A 21,488-nucleotide genomic window follows, 5' to 3' on the forward strand; every position below is an offset into this window, starting at 1 on the left:
ACAAGTCCAGTTGGGGGGAGCCCGGCCGGTCAGGTGTGGCCGTGGCCGTGGTGGCGCAGGATGCTGCGCAGGTCGGTGAGCTCGACGCAGCGGCCGGCCAGGTCCCCGGCGTCGGCGGTCTCGGGGATGGGGTTGTCGGGGTCGCCCAGGTGGGGGAGAACCCTGGCGGCGCCGGTGAAGTCCTGGCCCATGGTGTAGACGCTGGGGGTGACGACGGTGGTCAGCCCCGCCCCGATCGCCGCCTGGCAGCCGCGGGCGCTGTCCTCGATGACGAGGCACTGCTCCGGGTCCAGCCGAAGCTCGGCCACCACCTTCAGGTAGATGTCCGGGGCCGGCTTCTTGTGCGCGACGATGTCCCCGGCGAACACCTTGCACCCGCCGGCCGCCTTCTCGCCGACGGTGCTGGCCAGGACCGCTCGCACCGAGGACTCCGTCGCAGTGGACGCTATGGCCACCGTCCACTTCTTCGCCAGGGCCGCCGTGACGAGGCGCCTTATGCCCGGCCGGGGGAGCAGTTCGCCGGCCTGCACGCGCTGCTGGAACAGTGCCACCTTGCGCTCGTGCAGCCGCTCTATCAGAGTCTTGCGGCCCCTGCGGCCGGCGTAGCCGTGGTCGGTGCAGATCTCCGTCGAGAGGTCGCCCGCCATGCGTTCCTTGCCGCCGCCGATCTTCAACTTCTCCGCGTAGTCCTGCTCGGACCAGTACACGGGCAGCCCGAACTCGCGGAAGGCCTGGTTGAACGCGGGCCGGTGGCCGTGCTGCTCGGTCTCGGCGAGCACGCCGTCGCAGTCGAAGATCAGCGTGATCACGTCCGTCGCCCCCTCCGGATCGACGGGGCGGTCGCGTGCCGAGTGGCCGCCGTGACGAGCGCGGCTTTGGTCTCGTCCAGGGCGGTGGGGGGATGCTCCACCTCGGGCGCCATGGCCCCAGTCTACGGAAGCAAGCTGGGCTCCGTCCGCTCGGGCAGAGGCTTCAGTCCGTTGATCCGTGCGCCGATGGCGTCGTTGACCGACGTCGGCAGGACGGCCTGGATCGCCACCATGGACTTGGCCGGCAGTCCGATGAGGTAGCGCGCCCGCGGGTGCCGGGCCGTCAGTGCGCGCTCCACCACCTTGGCGACGCCGTCGGGCGGCATGGACAGCGAGTCGAGGCTGCCCACCACCTTCCGCAGGCCTGCGACGTGCCCCGCGTACAGGTCGCGATGGGCTGGCGACATGCGCCGTTCCGCGTCGTCGATCAACGTGCCGACGTCGGTCCAGGTCTCCGTGGCCGTGGGGCCCGGCTCCACGACCGAGACCCTCATTCCCCACGGGCGCAGCTCCAGCCGCAGCGCGTCGGCCAGGCCCTCGAGCGCGAACTTCGACGCGCAGTACGCGCCCTCCATCGGCACCGCCGCCCGACCACCGGACGACGAGATGAACACGATCCTGCCCCGCGCCGCCCGCAACCGCGGCAGCACCGCCTGCGTGACCGCCACCTGCCCGACGACGTTCACCTCGAACTGCAGCCGCCAGTCCGCCGGTGCCACGGCCTCCACCGGGCCGAGCACCCCGATGCCCGCGTTGTTGACCACGGCGTCCAGCCGCTCCGGCAGCCGGGAGGGGAGTGCGGCAAGGTGCGCTTCATTCGTGATGTCCAACTCCATCGGCTCGATCCGGGCGTCCCGCGCGACGAGGCGCTCACCGTCGGCGTGCTCCCGCACTCCCGCGAACACCTGCCAGCCCGCGCCCGCCAAGCGCAGCGCGATGGCCTCCCCGATGCCCCGACTCGCTCCCGTAACCAGTGCTGCTGCCATGGTGTGCCCCCTTCCCGACGATGGTGCCGAGGAGGCCATCCTACTACTCCCGTAGTGTGAAGTCACTACTTTCGTAGTCACCCAGCCGAGGCCGAACGTGCTCGCATTCGGCGTCGCTCAAGCGGCGGGCGCGGGACCGGTCACCTCGAACGAGGCCGTCAACTCTGCCGTCGAGTCACCGCCCACGAAGACGTCGATCGTCGTGGCGTCCTGGATCCAGTCACGGGTGACGGCGCTCCAGTAGCGCAGCTGGTCCGGACCCAACGGGAGCGTGACCTGGCGCGACTCCCCGGGCTCGAGGTGCAGTCGCTCGAATCCCTTGAGCTCGCGCACAGGGCGGGCGGAGGTGCCGTGTCGTTGGTGGATGTAGAGCTGGGCCACCTCGTCTGAGGCCATCTCGCCGGTATTGGTCACGGTGAACCGGACCTCGGCCGTGTTCCCGATTGCGACTTGTTCCGTCACCTCCAGACCGGAGTACTCGAATGTGGAGTAGGTCAGGCCGTGCCCGAACGGGTACAGCGGTGTGCTCGGCTCGTCCCAGTAGCGCTTGTCCTGGTCCTGCGGGGCGAACGTACGGTGGTGCGCGTAGTGGATGGGGACGTGGCCCACGTGGCGAGGCCACGTGAACGGCAGCCGGCCGGCGGGGGAGACGTCGCCGAACAGGACGCGGGCCACGGCCTCGCCGCCACAGGTGCCGGGATACCAGACCTGCACGATGGCGTCGACGTTCTCCTCGGCCCAGCGCAGGTCCACCGGCCGCCCGGTCATCACCACCGCGACTGTGGGGGTGCCGGTGGCGTGAACGTGCTTCAGGAGTTCGACCTGGTCCTCCGGCAGGTCAAGCGTGGACGTCGAAGCGTTCTCCCCGATCATGTTCTGCGGCTGTCCCAGCACCACGACGGCGACGTCGGCCCCCCGAGCGCTCTCGACGGCGCGCGCCAGCTCGGCGGCCGCGTCGAAGTCCTCTGGGGTGGAGGGGAGCGGGCTGGTCTCCTGCTGGTCGAAGATCGATGTCGTCAGGCGCTGCGGCACTGCGGTGGCGGAGACGTGGTCCACCTCGGCGTCGGTGGCGCGGGTCCGGATCCCGTCGAGGATGGTGACGGTCTCGTCCAGGTGGTGCGCGAAGACCCAGGGCCCGAGGGTGTCGCGGGCGGAATCGGCCAGGTGGCCGGAGACGCTGATGCGCCTCGTGCCGGCGGCCAGCGGCAGGGCCCCGTCGTTCTTCAGGAGCACGACGCTGCGCTCCGCTGCGTTCCGGCTGGCGTCGCGGTGGTCGTCGCGCCCGAGCACTGTGGCGGCCTCGGCCTCGTCGGCCCAGGGGTTCTCGAACAGGCCCATCCGGAACTTGGCCCCCAGCACCCGGCGCACTGCCTTGTCGAGGGCCTCCTCGGTGATGAACCCCTGCTCGAGGGCTGCGGGCAGGTTGTCGAAGGCTGGCTCGAACATGGCCATCTCCATGTCCAACCCGGCCGCCAGGGCGCGGGCACCGGCGTCGGTGAGGTCCTTCGCCAAGTGCTGCACCTCCAGCGAGCGGACGGCGTTGGCATCGCTGACCACCCAGCCGTCGAACCCGTACTCGTCACGCAGCACGTCAGTCAGCAGCCACCTGTTCGCGCTTGCCGGGACACCATTGAGGTCCATGTAGGCGCTCATGATGTTGCCGGCGCCGGCGTCGATGGCCGCCTTGAACGGTGGCAGGTAGACGTTGTGGAGTTCGGCGTCGGAGATGTCCGCGTCGTCGTAGTCACGCCCGCCGAGGCTGGCGCCGTAGCCGGCGAAGTGCTTCGGCCCGGCGATGACATTCTCGGGTCCCAGGTCCCCCTGGAAGCCACGTACCTGGGCAGCCGCCATGGCCGACCCCAGGCACGGGTCCTCGCCGGCACCCTCGATGATGCGGCCCCAACGGCCGTCACGGGTGATGTCAACCATGGGTGCGAACGTCCAGTGGATGCCGGCGGCCCGGGCCTCGCGGGCGGCGACGGCCTGGCCGTCCTCGGCCACCTGCGGGTCCCAGCTGGCCGCCACTGCGACGGGCGCGGGGAAGACGGTGCGGAAACCGTGGATCACGTCGTAGCCGAAGAGGAGCGGGATGCCCAGGGGTGTCTCCTCCACCGCCATCTTCTGCAGCTGGTTGGCCAGGGCGGGGTCCTTCACGAACAGCAGCGAGCCTGCCCGGCCGGCCCGCACGGCCTGCTTCACCATGGCCGGCTGCTCCACGAAGGCCCGGTGCTCGGGCGGCAGCGAGTCGAGGTTGAAGTCCTCGGGCAGGTCGAACATGCCGCCGAAGTAGAAGAACTGTGTCAGCTGGCCGGCCTTGTCCTCGACGGACATCCGGCCCAGCAGGTCCGCGACCCTTTCCTCGACGGGCAGCGACGGGTTTCGGTAGGCCATGTCATCCATTTGGAGGTTCTCCGGTTCGTTGGGGATGGAAGTGTTGGTTGGTCCGGCGTTCTAGCTGGACTCTCGTGGCACGATGCTGGCGCTGAACTCGACCTCTGTCGGGCGGCTCTCCTGCTCCTGGAGCTCTGCGAGTGCCAGTGAGGCCAGGTAGCGGCCCATGCCCTTGTAGTCGACGCGGACGCTGGTGAGGCTGGGGAAGTACAGCTGCGCGACGGGGGAGTCGTCGTGCCCGACGACGGCCAGCGAGTCAGGGACCCCCACGCCCATCCGCAGCGCGGTGCCAGCGACGAGGGCCGCGACGTCGTCGTTGTACGCGACCACTCCGTCGACGCCCGCGGCGATCCACTCGGCCAGCGTGGCCGCGACGTTGCCGGGGTCGACGTCCGCGGCGGCGGCCAGCCCGCTCCCGAGGAGTTGGCGATGCGTGTCCTCGGCGAGTTCTCGTCGCTGGCCCACCAGCTCTGCCAGCCGTGGGTCGGTGGAGCCCGCGAACGCCAGCCTGCGTCGGTCCCGCTCCAGGAGGTGCTCCACCTGCAGCTTCGGTCCCATCGCGTACCCGAGTTGTCCCTTGCTGGGTGGCCCGTGCTCCACGATACGGCGGACCCCGCAGGCCCGCATCGCTGCCAGTTGCTCCTCGGTGAAGTCCGACAGGCCCATGACGACGTCGGGGTCGAGGGTCTCCCACAGCGGCCTGGCGCGGCTGCCCGGGTGCTCGGTGAAAGTGACAAGCGAGTACCCGGCCTCCTCGAGGGCGATTGAGGTCTCGTCGAGGTGGGCCCGCATGCTGTGGTCCAGGGGCCAGTCCGGCAGGAGCAGCAGGACGATCCGGCTGCTGCCGCTGGCCAGCGCCCGGGCAGCCCGGTTCGGCTGGTAGCCCAGGATGTTCGCCTTCTCCAGCACCTTGCGCCTGGTGGCCTCCGAGATCTTCTGACCCGGGGTGTCGTTCAGGACGTAGCCGACGGTGGCGCGGGAGATGCCGAGCGCGCGGGCGACATCGGCGGCCGTCACGCGTTTGAGCTGGTTGGGCATTGTCTCCTCCGTAGGCGTCTCCCCAAGCGTAGGGCCGGGTCAGATCTGGGCGGTGCGCTGGGCCTCGGCGGCGTTGGTGCGCTCGTCGAGTTCCTTCACGATCTGCGGGTACTTGGCGTCAAGGTCGTAGAAGTGGAGCAGGGCGTACATGCCCAGCAGGATGATGCCCGGCACCCAGATCGAGACGGCCAGGATGCTCGCGATGGCTGAGTCCGACTGGGCGGCGGCGGTGCCGTCGTAGGCACCGAGGGCGAGGATCCAGCCGACGCCGGCAGCGCCGAGACCTGTGCCCACCTTGATGCCGAAACTGTTCGCCGCATTCGCCATGCCCACCAGACGCTTGCCCTGCTTCCACTCGCCGTAGGTGATGGTGTTGGTGACCAGCACGCCGCCGATGGCCATCATCGGGATGGTGGCGAAGGTGACCAGGGAACCGAAGATGAGCAGCGCCCAGAGGTCGTAGGGGAACACTGCGCGGACCACGCTGGCGGCGATGCCGATGAGGAGGCCGATGCGGACCGTGCCGGTCGCCCCGAAGCGCTTGACCATGGGGGCGATCAGGACGAAGCCGACCACCACCGGGACCAGGCCGACGGCACCCAGGATGGCCATCAAGTTCTCGTCGCCCAGAATCCATTTCACGTAGTAGATGCTGGAGCCGGCGGCGAGCCCGTAGACGATGTTGACCAGGGCCATCACGCCCAGCATGATCACCCAGTACTTGTTGCGGAACAGCATCCCCAGTCCCTCGAGGAAGGGGACGCGCTGCTGGGCTTCCTGAGGAGTGTCGGCGTTGCGTTCCGGGTTGGCGAGGAACGCCACGACCAGCCCGATCGCACCCACGGCGCCGATGCAGACGGCGAAGATGACCCACGCCCGCTGGTCACCGCCGAGCGCGTTGGTGATGGGGATGTAGCCGATGACGATGACCATGCCGAGCAGGTAGCCGAACACGGCCCGGACGACGCCCATCTTCGAGCGCTCCTCCGTGCTGCGGGTGGTGTAGAAGAGCATGCTGCCGAAGGGGATGGCCACTGCGGTGTAGACGATCGCCGTTGCGAACGCGTTGGTCGCCAGGGCGTAGGCGAACTTCGTGCCGTCGCTGCCTCCGGCCGGAACGGTGAACATGAGGACGACGGCGAGGAAGGTGGGGCCCGCCATCCACAACAGCCATGGTCGGGCCCGGCCCCACCGCGAGCGGGTGCGGTCCATGACCCAGCCCATGGCGAGGTCCGTGAACGCGTCGAGGAGTCGTGCCACGAACATGACGGTGCCCGCGGCAGCCGCCGCGATCCCAACCTTGTCCGTGTAGAAGTAGACGAGGATGCCCACCATTCCGGTGAGTGCATTGAGGCCCAGCTGCGCGGCGCCGTCGCCGAGGTAGTTGTGGGCTCGCATCGTCTTCTGGATGCCTTGCGTGTCGAGGCCGAGTGGCTTCTTTGCCATGGCTTTGCCTGTTCTTTCCGTGTGGGTGCCGAAGGGTGTCAGGAGTTGTTGATGAGGGTGTTCTCGAGGTCCGAGCGGAACGCATCAGTGGCGCCGGGCACGAAGTCGAGCATCGTGCTCAGCGAGATGGACCTGGCCTGGGGGTCGTTCCCGTCGATGGGGATCCCCGGGAGATGGGTGGCGAAGACCGCGGTGAGCGCCTGCCAGGTCTTCGAGTCCGCGGCGAGTTCGGACAGCGGGGTGTCCATCGTGAACTCGGGCCGGACGTCGTGGTCGGCCGGGAGGTCGTAGGTCCAGGTGTGATTGCCGGGCCCGACCGTGACCGACGGCTCGGGGCTCAGCGGAAGCACGACGTCGGCCTCCGCGCCCTCCGGGATGACGGCGTCGACGGTGATCCGGCCCGCCTCGATTCGCCAGCCGGCCTCGGCCCGCCCCAGCACGGTGTCGTGGCTGGCGCGGGCGTGGGTGAGGCCGCCGCCCGGCTTCGGTGCGACCCGGATCCGACGCCAGCCGGCCTCGGTTGCCGCGAGCCCCGCCACAGTCCCGTAGAGCCAGGCGACGACGCTTCCCAGCGCGTAGTGGTTCAGCGACGTCATCCCGTGGTCATTCAGTTCACCGTCGGGGGTGATGGCGTCCCAACGTTCCCAGATGGTGGTGGCGCCCATGCTGATCGGGTATAGGAACGACGGGCACCTGGGTTCCATCAGGAGTTCCCAGGCCGTTTCGAGCTGACGGGCGCGCTCCAGCGCCGGCAGCATGAACGGGGTGCCCGCGAAGCCCGTGGAGATGGTGTTCCCGGCCTCCCGGGTGAGGGCCGCGAGCCGCTGGCCCGCCTTCGCGACCTGGTCCGCGTCCAACAGGTCGAAGCAGATCGCCAGTGCATAGGCGGTTGCGGACTCGCCGGTGACCCGACCCGAGGCCGTCACGTGCTCCCGCCGGAACGCGTCCCGGACCCGCGTGGCAAGGGCCAGGAACTCCTCGGCGTCGTCGTCGCGGCCGAGCAGCTTCGCGGCCTCGGCCATTTGTTGGGCGGTCCGGGCGAAGAACGCGGTGGCCACCAGGTGGCGGTCGGTCTTGCCGCCGGCGGGGTTGTCCTGCGGCGCGTCGGGGTCCAGCCAGTCACCGAACTGGAAGCCGGTGCTCCACAGGCCCTCGTAATCGAGGAGCTCTGCCACGCTGCGGGTGAAGGTGGCCATCGAGTGGTACGACTGCTCCAGGATTGCGACGTCGCCGTACTCCGCGTGCAGCACCATCGGGAGGTTCACTGCCACGTCGCTCCACAGCGCAGTCGGGGAGGAGGGTGCGCTGCTGACGTCGGGGACCACCCACGGGACGAACCCGGACGCGGCTTGTTCCGTCCGCACGTCCAGCAGCCAGGTGGACAGGAAGTCACGGACGTCGTGCAGGAGGACCGCGGTGGGGGCGAACGCGTTGATGTCGCCCGTCCAGCCCATGCGCTCGTCGCGCTGCGGGCAGTCGGTGGGGACTCCGACGAAGTTGCCGCGCATGGACCACACGGCGTTCTCGTGGAGCTGGTCCAGCTCGGGGCTGGAGGACTCGAACCAGCCGGCGCGGCGCATACCGGAGTGGACGACGACGGCCAGGACGTCGTCGGGCTCGAGCCCGGACGAGAGGCCTGCCACCTCGGCGTAGCGGAAGCCGTGGAAGGTGAAGCGCGGCTCGAACGTGGCCGCCTCGGGACCGCCGACGACGAACGTGTCGGTGGCCTTCGCCGTGCGCAGGGTGCGAAGGTCCAGCTCCCCGTCGATGAGCAGTTCTGCGTGCCGCAGTGTGATGCGGTGGCCGGGCTGCTCCCCACGGACCGTGAGCCGCAGCCAGCCTGTGAGCACCTGGCCGAAGTCGACGACGAACCTGCCGTCGCCCTTGTCCACGATCTCTCGCGGGGAGATCTCCTCCGTCCGCGTGATGGGTGCGGTGGTGGGGCGGGCCAGGGCGTCGTGGTCCCAGTCGAAGCGGACCGCCGGGGTCCACTCGCCCCCGGTCGTGCCGGGCCGGCACCAGCCGGGCTGTTCCAGCGTCGCGTCGTAGGTCTCGCCGTCGTAGATGCTGTTGGCGCGCACCCCGCCGGTGCCGGTGAGGAAGGACTCATCGGTGCCGATCACCTCGGTGCGGTCACCGTAGTCAAGTTCGAGTTGCAACAGCACTGCGGGTTGTTCTGACCAGTGGTGGGACTTGCCCTCCCAGCCGATCCGCCCCACCGCCCAGCCCTGCCCGACGATCGCGCCGATGGCGTTCGCGCCGTCGGTCACCAAGTCAGTCACGTCGTGCGTGCTCACCACCAGCCGGTGCCTGTAGGACGACCAGCCCGGTGCCAGCACCTCGCTGCCCACACGCTGACCGTTGAGGTGGACCTCAACGAGGCCGACGGCGGTGCTGCGGAGGGTGGCGCGTCGTAGTCCGTCGGCGACCGCGAACTCGCGCCGGACGTACAACGCGGGATCCTCGGCGGCGCCGCACGGGCGCCGGGAAGTGATGAAGTGTGCATTCACACCGGTGGCTGCGAACATCCGCTGGACTCCTTCGTCAGTCAGTTACTTGCGCGCGCAAGTAGCTTCTCAGATCCCAGAGGCAGAAGCAATACGTTTCAAAAATCTCCTTTGTCGGCTGCCCGCCAACGCCGGCCGAATGTCCGACGCTAGGCGTTCCAGTTGGTGGGTCCCGCGCCGCCGGCGGTGTACTCGTCCATCGGCACCAGGTTCTGCTGCCACGCCTCCAGGACCGGTTCGACGATGCGCCAGCACTCCTCGGCGACGTCGCCGCGGACGGTCAGCAGCGGGTCGCCGCGGAAGATGGAGTCCAGGATCTCGCCGTAGGGCTTGAGCGGGCTCTCGGCGAGCTCGGTGGACAGCACGGAGCGGCTGAGCTCGAAGCGGTCCACCTCGAGGTTGGTGGACAGCCCCAGCTTGATGTTGGCCGGCTTCATGCCGATGCTCAGCACGTTGGGCGGGACGTTCGTGAAGCCCTCGGGCACGTGGTCCACGGGACGGAAGACGACGGTGATGCCGTTTCGGGCGTCGCCGAGCGCCTTGCCGCTGCGCAGTCGGAACGGGACGCCGGCCCAGCGGTCCGTGTTGATGCGGACGGTGATCTCGGCGAGTGTCTCGGTGTTGCGGGATCCGTCGACGCCGTGCTCGTCGACGTAGTTGGGGATGGCCTCGCCCTTGATGGTGCCCGCGGTGTAGCGGGCGCGGCGCGACGACGTCACCGGGTCGTCGTCCCACAGGTGGGTGTGGCGCAGCATGAGCGCGATCAGGTCACGGACGTCGCGTTCGCCCAGCGACGGCGGCTCCTCCATCGCGAACAGTGCCAGCACCAGCAGCAGGTGGCTCTGGATCATGTCCCGCAACGCGCCCGCGCCGTCGTAGTAGCGGGCTCGGTCCTCCAGCGCGAGTGCCTCGTCGACGATGATCTCGACGCGCTCGATGTTGCGGTTGTTCCAGGCGTGCTCGAACACCCGGTTGGTGAACCGCAGGCCGAGCAGGTTGAGCACCACGGACTTGCCGAGGAAGTGGTCGATGCGGAAGACCTGGTTCTCCGGCACCAGGTCCGCCAGTAGGTGGTTCAGTTCGCGGGCGGTCTCGAGGTCGGAGCCGAACGGCTTCTCCAGCCCCAGCCGAAGCCCTGCCGGCACCTCCGCCATGCTCCTGAGGGCCTTGCACACCTCCATCGTGATCCGGGGTGGCAGTGCCATGTACAGCACCGGCGCCTCCCCGAGGCCGCGGACGAACGTGTGCAGCGCGTCGTCGTCAGTGAGGTCCACCTTCTCGTAGCGGGTGGTGGCGATCACCCTCTCGATGCTCGCCCTGGGGCACTGGCCGCCCATGGCCTCCCGAACCCGGGCGACCCACTCGTCGTGGGACAACTCGTCCACCGCGCACCCGACCAGCGTCACCTCGTAGTCCGGTCTGGTGTTGAGCAGCGTGCCCAGGCCCGGCATGAGGAGTCGTTGGGCCAGGTCGCCGGAGGCTCCCAGGATGGCGAGGGTGACTGGGGTCATTTCCCCACTGTAGGCACGGCCGGGGTGGCGGCGCGGGGATGTGGAAACACCGCGTCCCTGCAGCCGGGCGGGTCAGGAGTCGGCCGACTCGCAGAGTTCGTCGGGCAGCGGGGCCAGGAGGGTGAGGGTGGCCCGTGTGGCGTTTGTGGCGCGGAACCGGATCCCGTCCCGGTCGGAGACGACGACGTTGCCGCCGCCGGCATCCTTGAACACCTGCTCGGGGGCGGGGAGGTCGTGGCCCTCGAGCGTCGCTGCGTAGGTGGCGAGGAACACGTCGGCATCGACGTCGAACCCGCCCTCGATGAACTCCTTGTTGGTGTCGCTGAGGTACAGCGCGCAGACCTCACCCGATGCGGTCGGAAGCAGCGAGACCTCCTGCAGGAGGCCCTGCCAGGTCAGCTCCTGCCCGTTCACCTCCGACGCCGCCGTCCGCGCGTCGGCGAAGAGGCCCGAGAACTGGTCCACGGCCTCGTCGACGCCGACGCCGAGTTCCGTCCCCGCCGGCGGGTCCCACTCGGGGACCCTGTCCGCCCCCGTGGGTGACGGCGACGGCGCGGGGGTAGGCGAGCAACCGGCCAGGGCCAGGGCCGTCGCCGCAGCGGCCGCGACGCCCAGCCACCGGGTGAGCGTCATGCCCGGACCGTGACGTAGGCCTTGGCGTAGCCGGCCAGGTGCAGCGTGAGCAGTGCGCCGTCGCCGTGCGGCGACTCGATGCGCCACTCGGCCCACTCCTTCACGTCGAAGCCGGGCACCTCTTCGAACCCGTTGTTGCGCAGCAACTGGTTGATGCGGCGCACCAGCGGTGGGGCGTCGATGACGGCCAGGGCCACACCGCTGCCGAAGATCGGCCCGACGCGGACCGCCAGCTCGTCGTCGGTGAGGGCGGTGTCCGCTCGTTCCTTCCACAGCAGCGGGCCGATGGTGGCCTCGATCAGGTCCTGCAGCTCGTCGAGCACCGGCCCGTAGCGTCGGGAACAGTCCTGCAACACGTCGTCGTTCATGGTGTCCTCCTCACTCGCCCGGGATCTGCATGACGCCGTTGAGCCAGCGCTGGTACTCGTCCTCAGTCAACATGATGGTGTGGTCCGCCGCGCCCGGGCCGTGCGGGTTCTTGAGGATGATGCGGCCGTCCGGCGTGAAACCGGTGACGCTGTAGGCGTGGCCGCCCTGCAACTTCTTGTCATCCGGCATGTTGTCCGGCTGCTGCTCCGGCGCGTTCGTCGTCGCCACCATGACCGCCCCGGGCGGGTTGGCCTCCAGGGTCTGGCGGATGCTGTCGAAACTGGTGTTGGCGGCCTGCGTCTCGACGTAGTTGCCGGGGCCGAGCACGATCTTGGCCGTGAGCTCGAAGTTGCTGCTGGTGATGTCCGGGTAGACCTGCCGCAGCGCCTGCGAATAGATGGAGAGGTAGGTGGGGTCGTCGGTGTAGGTGTGGCGGGGCACGGCCTCGCTCGGGTCGCCGAAGTTCGGGCCCAGGGTGCGGGGGTCCACGTTGGTGACCACCTTCTCACCGGTCTCCGGGTCGTAGAGCGTCACCTCGTAGGTCTGTGTGACCGGGTCCCACACCATGTGCTCGGCCAGGTGCTCCGGGTGGGACGACGACATGCTCATCAAGGGCGTGAGCCACGCGCAGAACCCGACCGACCCCTGTGAGGTGTTGAACGCCTGGTCCTGCAGGCCCTCCGGGCTGAGGTCCAGCGGCCCCAGGTCGAAGTCGTCCACCTTGAGCCCCAGGGCCGCGGCCAGGGCCGTGGCGGCCGTGCGGTCCACCACCGTCGCGGCCTGCAACAGGGCCTTGACGTGGGCGGAGACAGCGTTGGCCAGGGAGCGCAGTTTCAACGCCCTGATCGGGTCGGTGAGGATCACGCCGAGCTTCGGGCGCGCGTTGCCGGAGTCGGAGACCACGAGGTCATTGCTCGCCGCCATCGCCAGCACCGAGGCCAGCTGCGCCTGCAGCTTCGTCATCTGGTCCGCTGCGCCGCTCAGGATGTCCGCCAGGCCGGGCGCCGCCGCGCCGAAGCGCTCCACGTCGTCGGCCTGCTCCTCGCAGCGCTGCGCGATCATCGCGCCGATGTCGTCGCGCCAGGCCTGCCGGACGGCCGCGGCCATGTTGCGCAGGGACTGCGCCTGCGCGTCGGACAGGCTCGCGGTGGTGCGCAGCGACGTCGCGGTGGTGTCCCAGACGATGCGGTTGAAGCCCTCGAGCTCGGGAACCGTGATGGTCACGCGCCGCCACCCAGCCACGGGAACTGGGCGGCCGCGGCCGTGTTGCGGGCCTCCACCTCGGTGATCGAGTCGGCCGAAGCCTTCATGCCCTCGGACAGCTCGTCCAGGTTCGCGGCGAGCTTGCCGGCCTGCTCCTGCAGGTGCGGCAACAGCTGCGCCACCACCTGGTCCACGGCGAACGTGCCGCCCGCGGGAGAGTGGAGTTCGTGCGTCAGTTGCCGCATCGCGTCGGCTGATTCCGCCGCCTTGCCGGCCTGCGCCCGGACCGCGTCCGGTGAGACGTCCAGTGCCATTTCATCTCCTTCGTAGACCTGTCAAGGGTAGGAGGAGGGCAGGTCAGCGCTCGGGTCAGCCGGACGCGCTGAGCCGGCGCACTTGGCTCCGTCTCCGGTGCCAACTGCGCCAGCCAAGTGCGCCACCTTGTTTGAGTGGCGCACTCGGCTCCGTCTCCGGTGCCGAGTGCGCCGGCTACGGAGTCACTACCTTTATAGTTTCCCCATGCCCTCGCTGCGAGACCGCGCCCTCGACGCCGCCATCGAACTGCTCGGTACCAAGGGGCTCAAGGCCCTCACCCACCGCCGCATCGACCAGCAGGCCGAACTGCCGCCAGGTTCCACCTCCAACTACTTCCGAACCCGCGGAGCCCTCGTCGCCGGTGTGCTGGACGCCATCCTCCAGCGCGAGATGGCAGGTGCCGGTCCCGCGTTCGTCCCCCGCAGCGCGGACGAGTTCGTCGACGGCGTGGTGGCGCTGCTGGACCGCACCATCGGCGAGCAGCGAGTCCTCACATCCGCCCGGCTCGCGCTGTTCATGGAGGCCAGCCACGACGTCGCGCTGCGGGAGAGGCTGACCGCTGGTCGCGCCCAGTTCGCGGCCGTCCTCGAGCCGGTCCTGGCCGTGCTGGGGGCGTCCGATCCGCGGGTCGGCGCCCAGACCGTGATGGCCTGTGCCGAGGGGTTGATCCTCCATCGCATCGCACGGGGCGACGACGCGGACGTCCGACCCGTGGTCGAGGCGGCCGTCCGCGGGGCGCTTGGCTGAGCTTGGCCCTTCCAGGCTCGCTGCCGCTCGCTCCTCAGGGCGACTGGACTGAGCGCGGTCAGTCGCGCCAGGTGCGCCACAGGTGGGCGTACTGGCCGTCGAGTTCGAGGAGCTCGTGGTGGTCCCCGAGCTCAACGATGCGGCCGCCGTCGACCACGGCGATCCGGTCCGCGTCGTGCGCCGTGTGCAGCCGGTGGGCGATGGCGATGACCGCGCGACCCTCCAGCAGCGCCGCCATCGAACCCTCCAGGCTGCGTGCCGACGACGGGTCGATCAGCGACGTCGCCTCGTCCAGCACCAGCGTGTGCGGGTCGGCGATGATCAGCCGGGCAAGGGCCACCTGCTGCGCCTGGGCGGGCGTCAGCGTGGCCTTGCCGTGGCCGAGTTCGGCGTCCAGCCCGCCGGGCAGGCGGGACACCCAACCCCAGGCGCCGACGGTCACGAGCGCCTGCTGCACCTCGGCGTCGGAGGCGCTGGCCTCGCGGGCGAGCACGACGTTGTCGCGCACGGTGCCGACGAACACGTGGTGCTCCTGCGTCACCAGCGCCACCTCGGTGCGCAACCGGTCCAGCGGCAGGTCCATCACGTCGACGCCGCCGACGGTGACGTCACCCGTGCGCGGCCGGTTGATGCCGGCGACGAGCCTGCCCAGCGTCGACTTGCCCGAACCCGACGGTCCGACGATGGCGAGCCGCTCGCCGGGACGCAGGTTCACGTCGACGCCGTGCAGCACGTCCACGCCCTCCCGGTAGCCGAACCGCAGCCCGTTGCCGGTGAGCTTCACGCCGTCGGGCTGGGCCTGGCCGGGGGTGCGGTCATCCTCGAGTTGGGCGACGCCGATCAGGCGCGCCGTCGCGACGATGCCCAGCTGCAGCTGGTCCAGCACCGCGATCACGCGGTCCAGCGGACCCTGCAGCTGCGAGACGAACAGCGCCGCCGTCGTGATCTGGCCGATGCTCACCCAGCCCTGCGAGTGCCCCCACACGCCGAGCAGCACGACGCCCACCAGCGGCAGCTGGAACGACGAGTCCACCATGGCGAACAGCATGTTGCGCAGGGTCATGGTGTAGCGCTCGGCCTGCGCAGAGACCTCGGTGTCCTCGTCCAGTTGCGCGTTGCGCTGCCGGCCCAGGCCGAGGGCCTCGACGGTGCGGGCACCCTCCACCGTCTCCGTGGTGGTGGAGTTGATGACCGAGTACGAGGCGGACTCGGTGATGTAGCCGGCGGTGGCGCGCGCCAGGTAGTAGCGGCCGCCGAAGAACATGATCACCGCGGTGCCCAGCATGGGCAGCGCCAGCAGCCACGAGTTCACCACCATCGCCGTGAGCGTGGCGCCGATCATGACCGCGGACACGATCAGGTTGGGGAACGCCCAGCGCGCCGCGCCCGCCATCTTGCTGACGTCGGAGGTGATCCGGGTCAGCAGGTCACCGGAGCCGGATGCCTCCACGTGCCCGAGGGGGAGACGCAGCACGATCCGCACCACCTCCTCGCGGGCGGCCGCGAGCAGGTCGTAGCCCAGCACCGCCGACGCACGCCGGGCGCCGAACGTCAGCAGCGCCTGCGCCAGCACCACGCCGGCGATCAGTGCCACCATCGTCGTCAGCCCGGAACGGCCGAGTGCCCCGCCGGTCACGTCGTCAACCAGCTGGCCCAGCAGCAGCGGGGCCACCAGGCCGGCGCCGGCGGCGGCGACGTTCAGTCCGATCGCCCAGGCCAGCGCGGCCCGTCGGGTCTTCAGCAGCTGGCCGAGGAACCCGGCCGCCTGCCCGGAGGTGGCGACGGGGAACCCGCGCTTGGGTGCGCGGGCGTCGTCGTAGACCTCGCGGGCCGTGGCCGAGCGGACCTCGTGCCGGTGCCGGAACGCGGCCCACCGACGGCGCGGTCCGGCGCCGACGGGCACCTCCAGCCCCTCGGGCAGGCGCGCGACGGCGGGCCCCTCACGCCAGGTGTCGGCGGAGGTGGCCGTGAGCAGTTGCTCACTCATCGTCTTCCTCCATGCCGCGTGCGATCACGCGGCGGTAGTCGGGATTCTCGTGCAGTTGGGCGTGGCTGCCGCGCGCCACCTCGCGGCCCTCGCTGAGCACGGCCACCTCGTCGCAGTGCCGCAGCAGCAGCGGCGAAGCCGTCACGACGACGGTGGTCCGGCCCGCGCGGTGGCCGGGCAGCCGCTCGGCGATCCGGGCCTCGGTGTGGGCGTCCACCGCGGAGGTGGGTTCCACCAGCACCAGGACGTCCGGGTCCAGCAGCAGTGCACGCGCGAGGATGACCCGCTGGCGCTGCCCGCCGGACAGGCCGCGGCCCTTCTCGTCGATGCGGCCCTGCCAGCCCTCGGCCAGTGACGCGTAGATGTCCTCGGCCGATGCCACCCGCAGGACCTCCTCGGCCTCGGCGCGGGAGTGGGTTCCCCACGGGTCGACGGCGCTCTGCAGAGTGCCGGCGAACAGGATGGCGCCGGTGTGGGAGACCATGACGCGGCGCCGCAGGTCCGCGACGTCGAGCTGGGCGTAGTCCACGCCGTCGGCGGTGACACCCCACGGGCGGGCCGCGGCCTCGGCGTCCTCGCGGGCGCGGCGACGTCGGTCGGCCAGCTTCTCCTTGCGGGCCCTCCGCTTGGCGCGGCCCTTGAGCTCCTCGTCGTCGCCCTGCTCCTGGGCGCCGTCGGGCAGGTAGCGGCCGAGCCGGTCCGCGAGCGCGGCCGACGCGTCGGGGTCCTCCGAGACGATGCCCAGCATCCGGCCGGGGTGCACGGTGACGCCGGAGGCCTCGTCGTGCAGCACCGGGGCGGGCCCGAGCTTGCCGGTGGCCGGGGCCCACGGGACGTCGGCGCCGAGCAGTGCGATGGTCTTGCCCGCCGACACCAGGCCCTGCACCCACTTCTGCGCGAAGTCGAAGAAGGTCTGCATCGGCGAGGTCAGGAACACGGCGTAGCCGAAGAAGCTGATCAGCTGGCCCACGCTCAGGGTGCCGTCGAGCAGTTGCAGCGCGCCGAGGTATACCAGCGCCACCAGCAGCAGACCGGACAGCAGGATGCTGATGGCCTCCACCACCGCCTGCCACGTGCCCAGGCGGACACCGAGGCGGCGGACCTTCTGCGACTGCCGCTCGTAGTTGCCCGCGAACGTGCGCTCACCACCGACACCGCGGAGGATCCGCAGCCCCGTGGCGATGTCGCTGGCCAGCGACGTCAGGGTGGAGCCCTCCGTGCGCTCGTCGGCCTGCGCCCTCGTCAGGGGACGCAGCACCGGCGCCGACGCCGTCATCAGCAGCGGCACCGCCACCAGCACCACCGCACCCAGGAAGGGCGACGTCGTCAGCATCAGCACCGAGGCCAGCAGGAAGCTGGCGGCGGCCGCGATGACGTGTCCGAAGGCGTCGATGGTGGCTCCGAACTGGTCGCTGTCCGAGGCGGAGACGCTGAGCACCTCGCCGGTGGGGACGCGCCGGTTCAGGACGTGGCCCAGGTGGACCGACTGCCGGGAGACGCGACGCTGGAGGCCGTAGATGCCCAGCAGCCACATCCGCACCGCGAAGGTGTGGAAGCCGATGCCGCCCACCACGCCGACGACGATGACGCCCAGCAGGGCCGCCACCCAGCCGAGGGCGGCCGGGACGCCGCCGGCCACCCCGGCGTCGATGGCGCGGCCCAGCAGCCACGGTGTGACCGAGGCGGGGATCAGCCAGGTGGCGGCGGCCAGTGTCATGGCCGGGACCACCCAGCCGTAGGAGCGGATCAGCCAGAACAGGAACCGGCTCGGGGAGCGGACATCCGGGCGTGAGTCGGCAGGGATGGCGGGCGGGAAGTCGAAGCGGCCGCGCTGCGGTGCAAGCATGAGTGGGGGTCCTGACGGACGGCGTCGATTCTCGACGCGAAAAGCGATGGAGGAGTTGGGACGCTCGTGGGCGTCAGGTGGGCATGGCCCGGCGCGGCTCGGTCAGCCTGCGAACGTGCGCGGCCGACCGAGGATCACAGTGTTGATGATGCTCAACATGCTGCGCACCTCCTCCGAATCGACAACGCGTAAACGCTAGTCCCGGGTCCGTTTGGTTGTCAAGACATACTCCGATTCTGGGTCGCGGCGCCGCTCTGGCGTGCCGCAGGCCTGTCCGTTCGCACCGACGTTGGAACGCCGACGCGAACGGACGGGCGCGCACTTCGGGGGCCGCGGTGACCCGCTCAGACCAGTTGCAGCGTCGTGAGGCAGGTGGGGTCCTCGGTGCCGGCGGTTGAGATGGGCGCGCTGGCGGACCTGCCGTCGGAGGTCACGGTGAGGGTCGCGTCCAGATCCCGCGGCAGCCAGAGGCCGAGGAAGCCGTTGGCGTAGGTGGTGGTGGACTCGTCGACGACGGTCTCGCCCGTCTGGTTGTCGGTGACCGTGACGTGCACGTCGGCGCTCTGCAGCTCGCCGGTGCAGGTGGTGAGGCTGTGGAAGTGGCAGTCGTGGGTCTGCGACACGTAGGGCGCGAACGAGAGGTAGAAGCTGTCCTCGGGCATGGGCAGGGCGACCTCGCTCGAGGTGTCGGCGAACACAACCTCATTCGGGCGGATCGACACCATCAGCTCCGTCGAGCGATCGGCCAGCGGGGTGGTGTCCAGCCGCTCGATGATCTGGGTGACGTCGAGCCCGGCCAGGCCGTGGGCGGCCAGGAAGGCGTCGGTGTCGGTTCCGAAGGAGGTGGCCGACGTCGAGTGCTCGGCCGTGTTGGGGGACTGGGGTTCGGTGACGGCGCAGGCGGTCAGGGTGAGGGTGGTGGCAAGGGCTGCAGCAGCGAGCGCCGCGAAACGGTTCTTCATGGGGTTCCTGGTTTCTGTTCGAGTGTTTGCGTGGTGGTTCGGTGCCCGCGGCCACCGACGTCGGGGCCGCGGCACTCGACTCTCACGTGCGGCTGATGCAGAGGACCAGTGGTGATGGCGGGGTGCGTCTGGCGATGGCGCGCTGATGAGGGAGGGGATCGGCGACGAAGCGGGCTGTCGCACGCCGCCCGGAGCCGCGTGGCAGTGCGAGCACGATGATGAAGGCCAGCAGGGCCATCACGCACGCCATCGCCATCGCGTGGCCGGGATGGTGGCCGTCCACGACGACGGGGCTGGCGGTGTGCTGACCTCCGACGTCGTCGGCGCCGTGGTGCACTGCCGTGGCCCCGGCGGGGGACGGTTCGTGCGAGCCGGCCGTGGCGTTCAACGTGCACATGGTCAGCAGTCCGATGGTCACGGCGATCGCCAGCAGGCCGCCGAGCAGGAGTGGGCGCAGACCTGCCCTGCGTCCACTCCCAGCTCGAACTGTCAAGACTGTCACGCTGCCAATCTATCGGCCACACCCTTGGAATATACCCCCAGGGGGTATAGGGTGACGGTATGGACACCCACGGACAGCACATGACCCGGGCCGAGAGCAGTCACCGCGACGATGAACATGCCGACCACGCCACGCCGGGTGGCCACTCGCACGCCGGGTCCGAAGTCCACTCCGGCCAAGGCGGCCATGCGGGTCACGGGGACCACTCCGGCCAAGGCGACCATGCGGGTCACGGTGGTCACGGCAACCATGTCGCCCAGTTCCGCCGGCTGTTCTGGATCATGCTCGCCCTGGCCGTCCCGGTGGTGGCGCTCAACGACATGTTCGCCTCCCTGATCGGCTACGAACTGCCCGATGTCGCGTGGCAGCGCTGGGTCTCCCCGCTGCTCGGCACCGTCCTCTACGTCTGGGGTGGCAGGCCGTTCCTGTCCGGAGCGGTCTCGGAGATCCGCTCCCGCAAGCCGGGGATGATGCTGCTGATCGGCCTGGCCATCACCGTCGCCTTCGTCGCCTCCTGGGGCGCGTCGCTGGGCATCCTCGACCACCAGTTGAACTTCTGGTGGGAGCTCGCCCTCCTCGTGGTGATCATGCTGCTTGGCCACTGGATCGAGATGCGCTCCCTCGCGCAGACCACCTCCGCGCTGGACTCCCTCGCGGCGCTGCTGCCGGACGAGGCTGAGCGGGTCGACGGCGACGCGGTGGTTCCGGTTTCGCCGTCGGAACTGGTGGTGGGTGACGTCGTGCTCGTGCGGCCCGGTTCGGCCGTGCCTGCGGACGGCCGCATCGTCGACGGCGGCGCCAGCATGGACGAGTCCATGGTCACCGGCGAGTCCCGCACCGTTCGCCGAGGGGTGGGCGAGTCCGTCGTGGCGGGCACCGTCGCCACCGACTCCGGCCTGCGGGTGGAGGTCACCGCCACCGGCGACGACACCGCGCTCGCCGGCATCCAGAAGCTCGTTTCCGACGCGCAGAACTCCTCCTCGCGCGCCCAGCGGATCGCGGACCGGGCCGCCGGGTGGCTCTTCTGGTTCGCGCTCGGCGCGGCCGCCGTCACCGCCGTCGTCTGGGCGGTCCTCGGGATGCCCGGCGCCGCCGTCGTCCGGACCATCACCGTCCTGGTCATCGCCTGTCCCCACGCGCTGGGCCTGGCCATCCCGCTGGTGGTCTCCATCGCCACCGAGCGCGCCGCCCGCGCCGGGGTCCTCGTCAAGGACCGGCTCGCGCTCGAGTCCATGCGCGGCGTGGACGCCGTCCTGTTCGACAAGACCGGCACACTGACCAAGGGCGAGCCCGCAGTCACCGGTGTGGCCCCCGTCGATGGCCGGACCGAGGGCGAGCTGCTCGCCCTGGCCGCGGCGGCAGAGGCCGACAGCGAGCATCCCCTGGGCAAGGCGATCGTCGCTGCCGCCCGGGAGCGTGGGGTCCAGGCGCCCGCGTCGACGGACTTCTCCTCCTCGCCGGCGGTCGGTGTCAGCGCGCGCGTGGATGGCGTCGTCGTCGAGGTCGGTGGCCCCGGCCTGCTCGATCAGCACGGCCTCGAGGAACTGCCCGTCGCGCAGGAGTGGCGTCGCGAGGGCGCAATCATCCTCCACGTGCTCGCCGACGGTGCCGCCATCGGGGCGCTGCGGATGGCCGACGAGATCCGGCCCGAGTCCCGAGCCGCCGTCGACGCGCTGCACGCAGCCGGGGTCCAGGTGGCCATGATCACCGGCGACGCCCGCGCCGTCGCCGAGTCAGTCGCCGGCGAACTCGGCATCGACCGCGTCTTCGCCGGCGTCCGGCCCGAGGACAAGGCCGCCAAGGTCTCCGAACTGCAGTCCGAGGGGCGCCGCGTGGCGATGGTGGGCGACGGCGTCAACGACGCCCCCGCGCTGGCCCAGGCCGACGTCGGCATCGCCATCGGGGCCGGCACCGACGTCGCCATCGGCTCCGCCGGAGTGATCCTCGCGAGCTCCGACCCGCGCGCCGTGCTCTCGGTCATCGAACTCTCGCGGGCCAGCTACCGGAAGATGAAGCAGAACCTGTGGTGGGCCGCAGGCTACAACCTGCTGTCCGTGCCGCTGGCCGCCGGAGTGCTGGCGCCGGTCGGGTTCGTGCTCCCCATGAGCGTCGGCGCCATCCTGATGTCCGCGTCCACCGTCGTCGTAGCGCTGAACGCGCAACTACTGCGCCGGCTGGACCTCGCGCCCGACGCCGTCGCGCGCCGGTTCCTCGAGGCGTAGTCGACCGTCCAGGC

17 protein-coding genes are annotated in these 21,488 nt (G+C 70.3%); 2 read left to right on the forward strand and 15 right to left on the reverse strand.

Translation table 11 applies throughout. The features are described from left to right. Positions 1–29: 29 nt before the first annotated feature. The 11 genes from ACYU7G_RS02845 to ACYU7G_RS02895 form a co-directional block, all read right to left on the reverse strand. Positions 30–809, reverse strand: coding sequence for an HAD-IA family hydrolase (locus tag ACYU7G_RS02845; protein WP_461104555.1), 780 nt, complete (start codon positions 807–809; stop codon positions 30–32). A gap of 122 nt (positions 810–931) precedes the next feature. Beyond that, a complete protein-coding gene (locus tag ACYU7G_RS02850) occupies positions 932–1,795 on the reverse strand; it encodes an SDR family oxidoreductase (protein ID WP_461104557.1) in 864 nt (287 codons plus the stop codon). A 117-nt stretch (positions 1,796–1,912) separates the two neighbouring features. After that, positions 1,913–4,195, reverse strand: a complete 2,283-nt coding sequence (locus tag ACYU7G_RS02855; protein WP_461104559.1) for a glycoside hydrolase family 3 N-terminal domain-containing protein — start codon at positions 4,193–4,195, stop codon at positions 1,913–1,915. A 51-nt stretch (positions 4,196–4,246) separates the two neighbouring features. Continuing rightward, the gene (locus ACYU7G_RS02860) at positions 4,247–5,224 is read right to left on the reverse strand and encodes a LacI family DNA-binding transcriptional regulator (protein WP_461104561.1); all 978 of its coding nucleotides are present in this window, start codon (positions 5,222–5,224) and stop codon (positions 4,247–4,249) included. 39 nt (positions 5,225–5,263) lie between these two features. After that, positions 5,264–6,670, reverse strand: coding sequence for an MFS transporter (locus ACYU7G_RS02865; RefSeq protein ID WP_461104563.1), 1,407 nt, complete (start codon positions 6,668–6,670; stop codon positions 5,264–5,266). 38 nt (positions 6,671–6,708) lie between these two features. After that, positions 6,709–9,198: an alpha-L-rhamnosidase gene (locus ACYU7G_RS02870; protein WP_461104565.1), complete on the reverse strand. Its 2,490-nt coding sequence runs from the start codon at positions 9,196–9,198 to the stop codon at positions 6,709–6,711. Between the two features lie 128 nt (positions 9,199–9,326). After that, entirely contained in the window at positions 9,327–10,688 is a 1,362-nt protein-coding gene (locus ACYU7G_RS02875) for a glucose-6-phosphate dehydrogenase (protein WP_461104567.1), read from the reverse strand. 72 nt (positions 10,689–10,760) lie between these two features. Further along, a complete protein-coding gene (locus ACYU7G_RS02880; RefSeq protein WP_461104569.1) occupies positions 10,761–11,321 on the reverse strand; it encodes a hypothetical protein in 561 nt (186 codons plus the stop codon). After that, positions 11,318–11,689: a hypothetical protein gene (locus tag ACYU7G_RS02885; RefSeq protein WP_461104571.1), complete on the reverse strand. Its 372-nt coding sequence runs from the start codon at positions 11,687–11,689 to the stop codon at positions 11,318–11,320. Before ACYU7G_RS02885 ends, ACYU7G_RS02880 begins: the two co-directional genes overlap by 4 nt. A gap of 10 nt (positions 11,690–11,699) precedes the next feature. Next, on the reverse strand, positions 11,700–12,914 hold the full coding sequence (locus tag ACYU7G_RS02890; protein ID WP_461104573.1) for a hypothetical protein: 1,215 nt from the start codon (positions 12,912–12,914) through the stop codon (positions 11,700–11,702). Then, positions 12,911–13,207 (reverse strand): hypothetical protein, encoded by a 297-nt coding sequence (locus ACYU7G_RS02895; protein WP_461104574.1) that lies wholly within the window; start codon positions 13,205–13,207, stop codon positions 12,911–12,913. Before ACYU7G_RS02895 ends, ACYU7G_RS02890 begins: the two co-directional genes overlap by 4 nt. Positions 13,208–13,412: 205 nt before the next feature. Between ACYU7G_RS02895 and ACYU7G_RS02900 the strand changes: the two genes are divergently transcribed. Then, entirely contained in the window at positions 13,413–13,955 is a 543-nt protein-coding gene (locus ACYU7G_RS02900; protein WP_461104576.1) for a TetR/AcrR family transcriptional regulator, read from the forward strand. A gap of 58 nt (positions 13,956–14,013) precedes the next feature. Here the strand turns inward: ACYU7G_RS02900 and ACYU7G_RS02905 are convergent, their stop codons facing one another. The 4 genes from ACYU7G_RS02905 to ACYU7G_RS02920 form a co-directional block, all read right to left on the reverse strand. Then, a complete protein-coding gene (locus ACYU7G_RS02905; RefSeq protein ID WP_461104578.1) occupies positions 14,014–15,942 on the reverse strand; it encodes an ABC transporter ATP-binding protein in 1,929 nt (642 codons plus the stop codon). Next, a complete protein-coding gene (locus ACYU7G_RS02910; protein WP_461104580.1) occupies positions 15,935–17,788 on the reverse strand; it encodes an ABC transporter transmembrane domain-containing protein in 1,854 nt (617 codons plus the stop codon). Before ACYU7G_RS02910 ends, ACYU7G_RS02905 begins: the two co-directional genes overlap by 8 nt. 344 nt (positions 17,789–18,132) lie before the next feature. After that, on the reverse strand, positions 18,133–18,750 hold the full coding sequence (locus ACYU7G_RS02915) for a CueP family metal-binding protein (protein ID WP_461104582.1): 618 nt from the start codon (positions 18,748–18,750) through the stop codon (positions 18,133–18,135). 82 nt (positions 18,751–18,832) lie between these two features. Continuing rightward, positions 18,833–19,252, reverse strand: a complete 420-nt coding sequence (locus ACYU7G_RS02920) for a DUF6153 family protein (protein WP_461104584.1) — start codon at positions 19,250–19,252, stop codon at positions 18,833–18,835. A gap of 59 nt (positions 19,253–19,311) precedes the next feature. Here ACYU7G_RS02920 and ACYU7G_RS02925 point away from each other — a divergent pair, with 59 nt between their 5' ends. Continuing rightward, positions 19,312–21,474, forward strand: coding sequence for a heavy metal translocating P-type ATPase (locus ACYU7G_RS02925; RefSeq protein WP_461104586.1), 2,163 nt, complete (start codon positions 19,312–19,314; stop codon positions 21,472–21,474). The last annotated feature ends 14 nt before the right edge of the window (positions 21,475–21,488 follow it).

This window comes from Tessaracoccus terricola, assembly GCF_054776555.1.

Excerpts from the sequence above, each read along its gene's own strand:
- ACYU7G_RS02850 (WP_461104557.1), bottom strand. The coding sequence starts at position 1,795 with ATGGCAGCAGCACTGGTTACGGGAGCGAGTCGGGGCATCGGGGAGGCC.
- ACYU7G_RS02885 (WP_461104571.1), bottom strand. The coding sequence starts at position 11,689 with ATGAACGACGACGTGTTGCAGGACTGTTCCCGACGCTACGGGCCGGTG.
- ACYU7G_RS02870 (WP_461104565.1), bottom strand. The coding sequence starts at position 9,198 with ATGTTCGCAGCCACCGGTGTGAATGCACACTTCATCACTTCCCGGCGC.
- ACYU7G_RS02900 (WP_461104576.1), top strand. The coding sequence starts at position 13,413 with ATGCCCTCGCTGCGAGACCGCGCCCTCGACGCCGCCATCGAACTGCTC.
- ACYU7G_RS02910 (WP_461104580.1), bottom strand. The coding sequence starts at position 17,788 with ATGCTTGCACCGCAGCGCGGCCGCTTCGACTTCCCGCCCGCCATCCCT.
- ACYU7G_RS02925 (WP_461104586.1), top strand. The coding sequence starts at position 19,312 with ATGGACACCCACGGACAGCACATGACCCGGGCCGAGAGCAGTCACCGC.
- ACYU7G_RS02880 (WP_461104569.1), bottom strand. The coding sequence starts at position 11,321 with ATGACGCTCACCCGGTGGCTGGGCGTCGCGGCCGCTGCGGCGACGGCC.
- ACYU7G_RS02895 (WP_461104574.1), bottom strand. The coding sequence starts at position 13,207 with ATGGCACTGGACGTCTCACCGGACGCGGTCCGGGCGCAGGCCGGCAAG.
- ACYU7G_RS02875 (WP_461104567.1), bottom strand. The coding sequence starts at position 10,688 with ATGACCCCAGTCACCCTCGCCATCCTGGGAGCCTCCGGCGACCTGGCC.
- ACYU7G_RS02855 (WP_461104559.1), bottom strand. The coding sequence starts at position 4,195 with ATGGATGACATGGCCTACCGAAACCCGTCGCTGCCCGTCGAGGAAAGG.
- ACYU7G_RS02860 (WP_461104561.1), bottom strand. The coding sequence starts at position 5,224 with ATGCCCAACCAGCTCAAACGCGTGACGGCCGCCGATGTCGCCCGCGCG.
- ACYU7G_RS02915 (WP_461104582.1), bottom strand. The coding sequence starts at position 18,750 with ATGAAGAACCGTTTCGCGGCGCTCGCTGCTGCAGCCCTTGCCACCACC.
- ACYU7G_RS02905 (WP_461104578.1), bottom strand. The coding sequence starts at position 15,942 with ATGAGTGAGCAACTGCTCACGGCCACCTCCGCCGACACCTGGCGTGAG.
- ACYU7G_RS02865 (WP_461104563.1), bottom strand. The coding sequence starts at position 6,670 with ATGGCAAAGAAGCCACTCGGCCTCGACACGCAAGGCATCCAGAAGACG.